The organism is Streptomyces sp. NBC_00726, assembly GCF_045161735.1.
Classification (GTDB): domain Bacteria; phylum Actinomycetota; class Actinomycetes; order Streptomycetales; family Streptomycetaceae; genus Streptomyces.
Window position 1 is genome coordinate 4,918,099 of the sequence record NZ_CP108983.1, and the last position, 12,036, is coordinate 4,930,134.

General features: G+C 71.3%; 9 protein-coding genes. 8 read left to right on the forward strand and 1 reads right to left on the reverse strand.

What is annotated here, in order from left to right:
• Nucleotides 1-278: 278 nt before the first annotated feature.
• The 7 genes from OG338_RS22160 (at nt 279) to OG338_RS22190 (ending at nt 9,631) form a co-directional block, all read left to right on the forward strand.
• Nucleotides 279-3,122 (forward strand): putative bifunctional diguanylate cyclase/phosphodiesterase, encoded by a 2,844-nt coding sequence (locus OG338_RS22160; RefSeq protein WP_405938987.1) that lies wholly within the window; start codon nt 279-281, stop codon nt 3,120-3,122.
• Nucleotides 3,123-3,337: 215 nt separating this feature from the next.
• A complete protein-coding gene (locus OG338_RS22165) occupies nt 3,338-5,194 on the forward strand; it encodes an acetolactate synthase large subunit (RefSeq protein WP_405938988.1) in 1,857 nt (618 codons plus the stop codon).
• A gap of 22 nt (nt 5,195-5,216) precedes the next feature.
• The gene (gene ilvN, locus OG338_RS22170; RefSeq protein ID WP_018102507.1) at nt 5,217-5,744 is read left to right on the forward strand and encodes an acetolactate synthase small subunit; all 528 of its coding nucleotides are present in this window, start codon (nt 5,217-5,219) and stop codon (nt 5,742-5,744) included.
• Between the two features lie 106 nt (nt 5,745-5,850).
• Nucleotides 5,851-6,852 (forward strand): ketol-acid reductoisomerase, encoded by a 1,002-nt coding sequence (ilvC, locus tag OG338_RS22175; RefSeq protein ID WP_405938989.1) that lies wholly within the window; start codon nt 5,851-5,853, stop codon nt 6,850-6,852.
• A gap of 216 nt (nt 6,853-7,068) precedes the next feature.
• Nucleotides 7,069-8,661, forward strand: coding sequence for a phosphoglycerate dehydrogenase (serA, locus tag OG338_RS22180; protein WP_405938990.1), 1,593 nt, complete (start codon nt 7,069-7,071; stop codon nt 8,659-8,661).
• A gap of 86 nt (nt 8,662-8,747) precedes the next feature.
• Entirely contained in the window at nt 8,748-9,350 is a 603-nt protein-coding gene (locus OG338_RS22185; RefSeq protein WP_405938991.1) for a TetR/AcrR family transcriptional regulator, read from the forward strand.
• Nucleotides 9,347-9,631, forward strand: coding sequence for a hypothetical protein (locus OG338_RS22190; RefSeq protein ID WP_405938992.1), 285 nt, complete (start codon nt 9,347-9,349; stop codon nt 9,629-9,631). Before OG338_RS22185 ends, OG338_RS22190 begins: the two co-directional genes overlap by 4 nt.
• Nucleotides 9,632-9,736: 105 nt before the next feature.
• Here the strand turns inward: OG338_RS22190 and OG338_RS22195 are convergent, their stop codons facing one another.
• On the reverse strand, nt 9,737-10,882 hold the full coding sequence (locus OG338_RS22195; protein ID WP_405938993.1) for a PucR family transcriptional regulator: 1,146 nt from the start codon (nt 10,880-10,882) through the stop codon (nt 9,737-9,739).
• Nucleotides 10,883-11,070: 188 nt separating this feature from the next.
• On the opposite strand from OG338_RS22195, the gene OG338_RS22200 reads away from it, so the two are divergent.
• Nucleotides 11,071-11,997, forward strand: coding sequence for a proline dehydrogenase family protein (locus OG338_RS22200; protein ID WP_405938994.1), 927 nt, complete (start codon nt 11,071-11,073; stop codon nt 11,995-11,997).
• The last annotated feature ends 39 nt before the right edge of the window (nt 11,998-12,036 follow it).

Sequence of the window (12,036 nt, forward strand, 5' to 3'; positions counted from 1 at the left end):
GCCCGGCTCCCCTCAGTGGCCACAACACCGCAGGTCGTCACGGAGAGTAGAGGAACTATGTCCCTGAGTGACGAGTCTGGTGTATCGTCCCGAAAGGGGTGTCGCGCCGTGGCAGGGACGGCGCCGGGGAGCCAGCCACACGCGAGGGGGCGACGGGCGATGGACGGCCGATGGGCGAACGATCCGACACGGCGAGGCCGACGACGGCGCGCGGAGGGCCCGGTGAGCCGGTGGCGCAGCCGGCCGGGGACCACGGGAGGGCCGCGGTGAGCGCCCCGGTGAGCACCCGCGGAGCCTTCCTCGCCCGGCAGTCCGGGGCGGGCCGCACCTCCGCGCTGCTCCCGCAGCTCGTCCTCGGCCTCGTCTGCGGCGGTTACGCGGTGGGCGCGGCCACCGGCTGGGGCTCGGCCCGGGTCGCCCTGTTCATGGGGGACTTCGGCCTCAGCGCCGCCGCCCTCGCCGCCGCCGTCTCCTGCTTCCTCTTCGCCCGCGTAGCCGACCCGCGATTCCGCCCGGCCTGGCTGCTGTTCGCGCTCTCCTCGCTGATGGCCGCCGGCGGCAACGCCGTCTGGGGCTGGTACGAGTGCGTGCGCGCGGTCCGGGTCCCGAGCCCGTCCCTCGCCGACGTCTTCTTCCTCTGCTTCGCACCGCCCGCCATCGTCGGGCTCCTCGTCCTCGCCAAGCGGCCCGTCACCCGCGCCGGCTGGGTCTGCCTGGCCCTCGACTCCTGGCTGATCGGCGGCTCGCTGCTCACCCTGTCCTGGAGCCTCGCCCTCGCCCACACCGCGCATGTCGCGGACATCGAGGGCGACAGCGTGGCCCGTGCCGCGCTCTCGCTGGCCTACCCGCTGCTCGACATCGTGCTCGTCTCGATGGTCCTCGCCCTGCACTTCCGGCGCTCCAGCGTCAACCGCGCCGCGGTCAACACCGCCATCGCCGCGCTCGCCCTGACCGTGCTCTGCGACGCCCTGTTCACCTCGCCGCTGCTCCGCCAGACCTACCATTCCGGCCAGTTGCTCGACGCCGGCTGGTTCGCCGGCTCGCTGCTCCTCGCGTATGCCCCCTGGGGCGCCGCGCGCGACACGGACAACGCTGTCCAGGCCGAGGACGAGTGCGCGGACCCGGCCGCCCCGGGCGCCGCCGGCCGTCCCATCGCCGGCTCACTGGCCGCGCTGACCCCGTATCTCGCCGCGGCCGTCTGCACCCTGGGCATCCTCTACAACGTGATCGAGGGCCGTCGGGTGGACCGCGTCGTCGTCCTCACCGGGTGCACGGTGGTCCTCGCACTCGTCGTCCGCCAGGGCATCATGCTCCTCGACAACATCGCCCTCACCCAGGAACTGGCCCAGAAGGAGAACCACTTCCGCTCCCTGGTGCAGGGCTCCAGCGACGTCATCATGATCGCCGCCCCCAGCGGCGTCCTGCGCTACGTCAGCCCCGCCGCCGCCGGTGTCTACGGGCGCGACGCGGACGAGCTGGTCGGCGCCGAGCTGTCCTCGATCATCCACCCCGACGACCTCGGCCGGGTCGTCCACGAGGTCCGCCGCTTCCTCGCCGCCCCGCCCGGCGAGGAGCCCAGCGCACGCATCGAGTGCCGCTTCCGGTCCGGCTCCGGCGACTGGCTCAACGTCGAGTCCACCGTCAACCGCCACCAGGGCGGCCTGCTCCTCAACAGCCGGGACGTCACCGAACGCGTCCGCCTCCAGGCCCAGTTGCAGCACAACGCCGAGCACGACCCGCTCACCGACCTGCCCAACCGGGCCCTGTTCACCACCCGGGTCCGCCAGGCGCTCTCCGGCCGCCGCGCCGGCGACGCGGGCACCGCCGTCCTCTTCATCGACCTGGACGGCTTCAAGGCGGCCAACGACCGGCTCGGCCACCAGGCGGGCGACGAACTGCTCGTCCAGGCCGCCCGCCGCCTCCACGAGTCCGTCCGCTCCGGGGACACCGCCGCCCGCCTCGGGGGCGACGAGTTCGCCGCCCTCATCGTCGGCGACGCCGGCCGCGAGCAGGACGCCCGTGAGTGCCAGGTCCACGAGATCGCCGACCGGCTGCGCCTCACGCTCTCCGAGCCCTACCGCGTCGGTGACGGCGAGGTCCGCGTCACCGCCTCCATCGGCGTCGCCTTCGCCGAGCCCGGCATCACCCCCAACGACCTCATGCGCAACGCGGACCTCGCCATGTACCGCGCCAAGGCCGGCGGCAAGAACCGCGTCGAGCTGTACGCCCCGCAGATGCAGGCCGACGTGGTCCGCCGTTCCGAGCTGGCGACCCGGCTGCGCGGCGCCCTGCGCGACGGCGAGTTCGCGCTCCTCCACCAGCCCGTGGTGCACCTCGCCACCGGCCGGGTCGCCGCCGTCGCCGCCCAGGCCCGCTGGCGCTCCGCCCAGGGCATCCTGTTCACCCCCGCCGAGTTCCTGCGGATCTCCGAGGACGGCGACCGCACCACCGAGCTGGGCCGCTGGCTCCTCGAAGAGGCCGTCGAGCAGGCCGCCGACCGGGCCAGGGCCGGCCACCGGACCGCGGTGTCCGTCCGCCTCCCGGCCCGCCGGCTGCTCGACCGGGGCTTCCCGGCCGGCTCCGTCGAGGCGCTGCTGACGCGGCACGGGCTGCCCTCCGGGGCGCTCATGATCGAGGTCGCGGACAGCGACCCCCGGGTCTCCTTCGAGGACCTGGAGCAACGGCTGGCCGCGCTGCGCCGGCTGGGCGTCCGGATCGCGCTCGACGGCTTCGGCAGCGGATACGCCGCGATCAACGCCCTGCGCCGCCTCCCCATCGACGTGCTCAAGCTGGACCGGGGCCTGGTGGAGGGCGTCGTGGAGTCGGCCCGGCTGCACAAGATCACCAGCGGGCTGCTCAGGATCGCCTGCGACCTCGGCATGCAGTCCGTGGCCGACGGCGTGGACGTCCCGGAGCAGGTCCTCGCCCTGCGCGCCATGGGCTGCACGCACGGCCAGGGCGCGGCCTTCTCCGGGCCGCTGGACGAGTACCGGCTGCGCCGCGCCCTGGCCCGGGGTACCTACCCGGTGCCGGCCGGGGTGCCCGCACAGAAGGTGCTCACGGGCGGTGCGGCCCCGTCCCTCAGCCGCTCACATGGTGAGACACCCGTCCCACCCACTTGACACCCCGCGTGCGTCGGAGAGAGGGTCAATGCCATGCGCACCCGAATTCTCGTACTTGGAAAGCGCGTCGGCTGAAGCAGAGTCACTCCATGACACTCTGCGGACCGCACCGGCGCGCTCCCCTCGCTTGCCTCACGGCACGGGGGGTTTTTTGTTGCACCGGACCAGGCAAAACGTCGTAAAACACTCGCAAAAACCTCAGCTTCGAGAAGAGTATGCCGATGACCGAGCAGGCCACCGGGGCCCACCATCCCCAGCCGCGGGCCCGTACCGGCGGATCCCCCTCCGCCACCGTTGAGCACGTCACGGGTGCGCAGTCCCTCATTCGCTCCCTCGAAGAGGTGGGCGCCGACACGGTATTCGGTCTTCCCGGCGGCTGCATTCTCCCGGCGTACGACCCGCTGATGGACTCCACCCGGGTCCGCCATGTCCTGGTCCGCCATGAGCAGGGAGCGGGCCACGCGGCCACCGGCTATGCCCAGGCGACCGGCAAGGTCGGCGTCTGTATGGTCACCTCGGGTCCGGGCGCCACCAATCTGGTCACCCCGATCGCCGACGCGGCCATGGACTCCGTGCCGATGGTCGCGATCACCGGTCAGGTGGCCTCCAGCGCCATCGGTACGGACGCCTTCCAGGAAGCCGACATCTGCGGCATCACCATGCCGATCACCAAGCACAACTTCCTGGTCACCCGCGCCGAGGACATCGCCCACACGATCGCCGAGGCATTCCACATCGCCTCGACCGGCCGCCCGGGCCCGGTCCTGGTCGACATCGCCAAGGACGCGCTCCAGACGAAGACGACCTTCAGCTGGCCGCCGGTCATGGACCTGCCCGGCTACCGCCCGGTGACCAAGCCGCACGCCAAGCAGATCCGCGAGGCCGCCAAGCTCATCACCCAGGCCAGGCGCCCGGTGCTGTATGTGGGCGGCGGCGTCATGAAGGCCGGGGCCACCGCCGAACTCAAGGTGCTGGCCGAGCTGACCGGAGCGCCCGTCACCACCACCCTGATGGCGCTCGGCTCCTTCCCCGACAGCCACCCGCTGCACGTGGGAATGCCCGGGATGCACGGTGCGGTCACCGCCGTCACCGCGCTCCAGAAGGCCGACCTGATCGTCGCCCTCGGCGCCCGCTTCGACGACCGCGTCACCGGCAAGCTCGACAGCTTCGCCCCGTACGCCAAGATCGTCCACGCGGACATCGACCCGGCGGAGATCGGCAAGAACCGCGCCGCCGACGTCCCGATCGTGGGCGACGCCCGCGAGGTCATCGCCGACCTCGTCCAGGCCGTCCAGGCCGAGCACACCGAGGGCAACACCGGCGACTACAGCGCCTGGTGGAAGGACCTCAACCGCTGGCGCGAGACCTACCCGCTCGGCTACGACCTCCCCGAGGACGGCAGCCTCTCGCCGCAGCAGGTCATCCAGCGCATCGGCGAGCTCGCCCCGCCGGACACGATCTTCGCCGCGGGCGTCGGCCAGCACCAGATGTGGGCCTCGCACTTCATCCAGTACGAGCAGCCCGCCACCTGGCTCAACTCCGGCGGCGCCGGGACCATGGGCTACGCGGTGCCGGCCGCGATGGGCGCCAAGGCCGGCATGCCCGACCGCACGGTCTGGGCGATCGACGGCGACGGCTGCTTCCAGATGACCAATCAGGAGCTCACCACCTGCGCCCTGAACAACATCCCGGTCAAGATCGCCATCATCAACAACGGCGCGCTCGGGATGGTCCGCCAGTGGCAGACCCTGTTCTACAACCAGCGGTACTCCAACACCGTGCTGCACTCCGGCGCCGACACCGAGGGCAACGCGGCGAAGGGCACCCGGGTGCCCGACTTCGTGAAGCTCTCCGAGGCCATGGGCTGCTACGCGATCCGCTGCGAGGACCCGGCCGACCTGGACAAGGTCATCGCCGAGGCGAACTCGGTCAACGACCGCCCGGTCGTCGTGGACTTCATCGTCCACGAGGACGCCATGGTGTGGCCGATGGTCGCCGCCGGCACCTCCAACGACGAGGTCATGGCCGCCCGGGGCGTCCGCCCCGACTTCGGCGACAACGAAGACGACTGAGAGACAGAGAGAGACCGACCTCATGTCCACCAAGCACACGCTCTCCGTCCTGGTCGAGAACAAGCCCGGTGTCCTGGCCCGGATCACCGCCCTGTTCTCCCGCCGCGGCTTCAACATCGACTCGCTCGCGGTCGGCACCACCGAACACCCCGACATCTCGCGCATCACCATCGTCGTGAATGTCGAGGACCTGCCCCTGGAGCAGGTCACCAAGCAGCTCAACAAGCTGGTCAACGTCCTCAAGATCGTCGAACTCGAGCCGTCCGCTGCGATCCAGCGGGAGCTCGTCCTGGTGAAGGTCCGCGCCGACAACGAGACCCGCTCCCAGATCGTCGAGATCGTCCAGCTGTTCCGCGCCAAGACCGTCGACGTCTCGCCCGAGGCCGTCACGATCGAGGCGACCGGCGGCGCCGACAAGCTGGAGGCGATGCTCAAGATGCTGGAGCAGTACGGCATCAAGGAGCTCGTCCAGTCCGGCACCATCGCCATAGGGCGCGGCGCGCGCTCGATCACCGACCGGTCCCTGCGCGCCCTCGACCGCTCGGCGTAAAGCCAGAGGTCCCGCCGCCCCGCTCGTATGGCGAGACCCCGAAACGTATCTGACGCACCCCGCCGTACGGTGGGACGCAACACCTGCACACCAAGGAGAAGACCCAGTGGCCGAGCTGTTCTACGACGACGATGCCGATCTGTCCATCATCCAGGGCCGTAAGGTCGCGGTCATCGGTTACGGCAGCCAGGGCCACGCCCACGCGCTGTCGCTGCGTGACTCGGGTGTCGATGTCCGTGTCGGTCTGCACGAGGGTTCGAAGTCCAGGGCGAAGGCCGAGGAGCAGGGCCTGCGCGTGGTGACCCCGTCCGAGGCCGCTGCCGAGGCGGACGTCATCATGATTCTGGTCCCGGACCCGATCCAGGCCCAGGTCTACGAGGAGTCCGTCAAGGGCAACCTGAAGAAGGGCGACGCGCTGTTCTTCGGGCACGGTCTGAACATCCGCTTCGACTTCATCAAGCCCCCGGCGGACGTCGATGTCTGCATGGTCGCGCCCAAGGGCCCGGGCCACCTGGTGCGCCGCCAGTACGAGGAGGGCCGTGGTGTTCCGTGCATCGTGGCCGTGGAGCAGGACGCCTCGGGCAACGGCCTGGCGCTGGCTCTCTCGTACGCGAAGGGCATCGGCGGCACCCGCGCCGGTGTGATCAAGACGACGTTCACCGAGGAGACGGAGACCGACCTCTTCGGCGAGCAGGCCGTTCTGTGCGGTGGCACGGCGGCTCTGGTGAAGGCCGGGTTCGAGACGCTGACCGAGGCGGGTTACCAGCCGGAGATCGCGTACTTCGAGTGCCTGCACGAGCTGAAGCTGATCGTGGACCTCATGTATGAGGGGGGTCTGGAGAAGATGCGCTGGTCGATCTCGGAGACCGCCGAGTGGGGTGACTACGTGACCGGTCCGCGGATCATCACGGACGCCACGAAGGCGGAGATGAAGAAGGTTCTCGCGGAGATCCAGGACGGCACCTTCGCGAAGAACTGGATGGCCGAGTACCACAACGGTCTGCCCAAGTACAACGAGTACAAGAAGGCCGACGAGAACCACCTCCTGGAGACCACCGGCCGCGAGCTGCGCAAGCTCATGAGCTGGGTCAACGACGAGGACGCGTAACACCCCTGCCCCGGGGGCGGGTCACCCCCGCCCCCGGGGCCCACGCACTCGTGCGGGTGATCCTTCCGAAGGGGCGCTGATCGGGGTCTCGCGCATGACTACACTGCTCCACATACACGCGTCAGGCCCACAGTGTCGTGCGTCTTCCACGCGGCAAGCCCCTCCACGCCTGCGGCCGTCGGGACGGCCGTCCGCACTGGATCTGTGAGGACTCACGTGAGCTCGAAACCTGTCGTACTCATCGCTGAAGAGCTGTCGCCCGCCACGGTGGACGCCCTGGGCCCGGACTTCGAGATCCGGCACTGCAACGGCGCCGACCGCGCCGAGCTCATCCCCGCCATCGCCGATGTCGACGCCATCCTGGTGCGCTCCGCCACCAAGGTCGACGCCGAGGCCATCGCCGCCGCGAAGAAGCTGAAGGTCGTCGCCCGCGCGGGCGTCGGTCTGGACAACGTCGACGTCTCCGCCGCCACCAAGGCCGGCGTCATGGTCGTGAACGCGCCGACCTCCAACATCGTCACCGCCGCCGAGCTGGCCTGCGGCCTCCTGGTGGCCACCGCGCGCCACATCCCGCAGGCCAACACCGCCCTGAAGAACGGCGAGTGGAAGCGCTCGAAGTACACCGGCGTCGAGCTGAGCGAGAAGACCCTCGGCGTCGTCGGCCTCGGCCGCATCGGCGTCCTGGTCGCCCAGCGGATGTCCGCCTTCGGCATGAAGATCGTCGCCTACGACCCCTATGTGCAGCCCGCGCGCGCCGCCCAGATGGGCGTCAAGCTCCTCTCGCTGGACGAGCTGCTCGAAGTCGCCGACTTCATCACGGTGCACCTGCCCAAGACCCCCGAGACGCTGGGCCTGATCGGCGACGAGGCGCTGCACAAGGTGAAGCCCACCGTGCGCATCGTCAACGCCGCGCGCGGCGGCATCGTGGACGAGGAGGCGCTGGCCTCCGCGCTCAAGGAGGGCCGCGTCGCCGGCGCCGGTCTCGACGTGTACGCGAAGGAGCCCTGCACGGACTCCCCGCTCTTCCAGTTCGACCAGGTCGTCTGCACCCCGCACCTCGGCGCCTCCACCGACGAGGCCCAGGAGAAGGCGGGCATCGCGGTCGCCAAGTCTGTGCGCCTCGCGCTCGCCGGTGAGCTCGTCCCGGACGCGGTCAACGTCCAGGGCGGCGTCATCGCCGAGGACGTGCGCCCCGGGCTGCCGCTCGCCGAGAAGCTGGGCCGGATCTTCACCGCGCTGGCCGGCGAGGTCGCCGCCCGCCTGGACGTCGAGGTCTACGGCGAGATCACCCAGCACGACGTCAAGGTGCTCGAACTCTCCGCGCTCAAGGGCGTCTTCGAGGACGTCGTGGACGAGACCGTGTCGTACGTGAACGCTCCGCTGTTCGCCCAGGAGCGCGGGGTCGAGGTCCGTCTGACCACCAGCTCCGAGTCGCCCGAGCACCGCAATGTGGTCACCGTCCGGGGCACCCTGGCCGACGGCCAGGAGGTCTCCGTCTCCGGCACCCTGGCCGGCCCCAAGCACCTCCAGAAGATCGTTGCGATCGGTGAGCACGATGTGGACCTGGCGCTCGCCGACCACATGATCGTGCTCCGTTACGAGGACCGCCCCGGCGTCGTCGGCACGGTCGGCCGCATCCTCGGCGAGGCCGGTCTGAATATCGCGGGCATGCAGGTCTCCCGCGCCGACGTGGGCGGCGAGGCGCTGGTCGTTCTCACCGTGGACGACGACGTCCCGGCGACCGTGCTCACTGAGATCTCCTCGGAGATCGGCGCCGCCTCGGCCCGCTCGGTGAACCTCACCGACTGACCTTCCGGACCTCACGGGTCCCAGCCGCACCCGGTATGTAGACGCGCGTCTTACACAAACGTCTGCATGCCGGGTACGCTGCTGTCATGGGACATCGTGAGGATCTGCTCGAAGGCGCCAAGCGCTGCCTGCTGGAGAAGGGGTACGCGCGCACCACGGCGCGCGACATCGTGGCCGCGTCGGGCACGAATCTCGCCTCCATCGGCTACCACTACGGCTCCAAGGACGCGCTGCTCAACCTCGCCTTCCTCAGGCTGACGGAGGAGTGGGGCGATCTCGCGACCAAGGAGGACGAGGGGGAGCGGGCGGCGGAGGCGCAGGCCGCGCCGCTCGACCAGTTCCGGGGCGCCTGGGAGCGGGTGATCGGGAGCTTCGAACAGAGCCGGGCGGTCTGGCAGCTCCAGATGGAGGTCGTCTCCCGGATCCACACCGACCCCGAACTGCGGAAGGCCCTCGTCGGCCCGCAGCGCGAGGGCCGTAACGGCCTCGCCGAGAACATGCTCGGCATCGACCCCGGGACCGACCCCGAGCGCGCCCGCGTCGCCGGCCTCTTCTGCCAGGCCCTCCTGGCCGGGGTCATGGTCCAGTGGCTGATGGACCCCGAGTCGGCCCCGTCCGCCCAGGACCTGACGGACGGCCTGAAGCTGGTCCTGGAAGGACGCGGCCCGGCCCCCGAGTGCGCCCGGTGACCGTCCGGGCCGGCGAGCCCTTCGACCTCGCGCGCACCGCCGCCGAGGTGGCCGCCCTGCTCACCGCCCCGCTCCCGGCCGCCGGCCCCACCGCGGCCGGGGGCGACCCGGACACGGGGGAGTGGCGGGCGACCACCGGCGAGGGTTTCCGGGCCGTCCCGCTCTGGGAGTCCGACGGCGATGACGACGACCCCGACGCGGCCGAGGCCCGGCTCGACGCCCTAGTCGCGGAGCTGGACACCCACTGGGGCCCGGACCGGGGGACCGCTGGGTCGGTGTGAGCGTCGGCCGCAGCGACGGCGACGCGCCCCTGGTCATGGCCGCCGTGGTCAGCGACCGCCCGATCACGGCCCCGCCGCCGCCCGCCCGGCGGTGAGGCCCCCGCCTCACCGCAGCCGGGCCGCCTTCAGGGCCATGTGGAGCAGTAGCCGGTCCTCGCCGTCGTTGAGGTCGAGGCCGGTCAGCTGCTGGACGCGGGACAGGCGGTAGTACAGCGTCTGGCGGTGGATGCCCAGCTCGGCGGCGGTCCGGGACGCCTGGCCCGCGCAGTCCAGGAACACTTCCGCGGTGCGGGCCAGCTCCCGCTGGGCCGGGGTCAGCAGGGGGCGCACGGCAGGGTCGGGCAGGGCGTCCGGGGCGAGCGCGGTCAGCGTGCGGTACGGGCCGATGGCCGGCCAGCCGGCGACCGGGCCGTACCGGGTCTCCGCCGCCGCGGCCCGGGCCGCCGCCGACGCCTCCTGCCAGGCGTCCGCCAGCTCCGCGAGGCCCCGGCGCGGGACCGCGATCCCGGCGGTGGCGCCCTCCCCGGCGGCGGTGCGCAGCCGGCCGGCGGCGGCGAGCGCGGGGTCCAGGACCTCCGGCGACCGCAGCCGGATCAGCGCCGCCAGCGCCGGCGGCCCGGACCGGCCCGGCAGCGGGGCGGCGGTCAGCGCCGCCGCCGAGGGGACGGTGCGCACGGCGGGCGCGGCGTCCGGCCACGGGGCCACGCACACCACGGTGTGCAGCCCGTCCGCGTCGGGGCCCAGCGCCTCGGCGAGCGCGGCGACCGCCATGTCCCGCTGCCAGCCGCGCCCGGCGGCCAGCACCGCGCCGAACTCCCGGGACAGATCGGTGCCCGCCCGCTCCTCGTCGGCCAGCAGCGCGCCGATCCGGGCGGCGACGTCCATCGCCGCGTCGAGCTGGCGGTCGGTCGGCCCCGGATCGGCGTCGAGCAGCCACACGTAACCGAGCACGACACCCCGATGGCGTACCGGCAGGCAGATGCGGTCGCGGTAGACGCCGGCCTCGGGGGCGGCGGGGATGCGCAGGGGGCCGGTGGCGCGGGTGATGCCGAAGTTCTCGAACCAGGCGCGGACCGCCGGGGTCGAGCGGCGGGTGAGGATCGACCGGGTGCGGACCGGGTCCATCGCCGTGGTGTCGTCGCTGTCGTGGGCCCCGAAGGCGACCAGCCCGAAATCCCGGTTCTCCAGCGTCGCCGGGACGCCGAGCAGCGCGGAGATCTCGTCCACCAGCTCCTGGTAATCGCCCTTCACCCGGCCATTCTCGCACCCCCTTCAGACATATGTCTGAGATCCAGTCCACGGATGTGTGGCAGCTGTCGATGGCAGGGAATCGGCGCGATCCTTAGATTTCACGGTGGTTCTTCGTGCTGTACCGCTTATGTTCGTCACACGGCATATACGGCGGTGTGGCCTCGTTCGTACTTTCCGTGGAGGTGCCCGTGCTGGGTCCCGTGATTCTCGCCGCGTCGCGCAGCGACAAGATGCGCCGGTTCATCTCGGCCGCGCCCGGCACCAAGCAGGTCGTGGACCGCTTCATCGCCGGTGAGACGGTCGACCAGGTCGTCCCGGTCATCGAGGACGCCGCCGGCAAGGGCCTCGAAGTCACCCTCGACGTCGTCGGCGAGGACATCACCACGCCCGAGCAGGCTGCCGCCGCGCGCGACGCCTACCTGGAGCTGGTCGAGCGCCTCAAGGACCTCGGCCTGGGCACCCGGGCGGAGATGTCCGTCAAGCTCTCGATGTTCGGCCAGTCCCTGGACGGCGGCCACGAGCTGGCCCTGGCGAATGTGCGCCCCGTCGTGGAGGCCGCCGCCGCGATCGGCACCACGGTCACCCTGGACGCCGAGGACCACACCACCCTCGACTCGATGTTCGCCATCCACGAGGAGCTGCGGAAGGACTTCCCGCAGACCGGCTGCGTCATCCAGGCGTACCTGTTCCGCACCGAGGAGGACGCCCGCCGCCTTGCCGACGCAGGCAGCCGCGTGCGTATCGTGAAGGGCGCCTACAAGGAGCCCGCCTCCGTCGCGTACCAGGACAAGGCCGAGATCGACAAGGCGTACGTCCGCATCCTGAAGACCCTGATGGAGGGCGAGGGCTACCCGATGATCGGGTCCCACGACCCCCGCCTGATCGCCATCGCCCAGGAGCTGGGCCGCAAGGCCGGGCGCAAGCTGGACGAGTACGAGTTCCAGATGCTGTACGGCATCCGCAGCGACGAGCACATCCGGCTCGCCGCCGAGGGCCACCGCATGCGTGTCTACACCGCGTACGGCACCGACTGGTACGGGTACTTCATGCGCCGCCTCGCCGAGAAGCCGGCCAACCTGCTGTTCTTCGGCCGTTCCGTCCTCACCAAGGGCTGAGCCCCCCTCCACCCCCCTCTACTTGAAGGAGCACTGGAC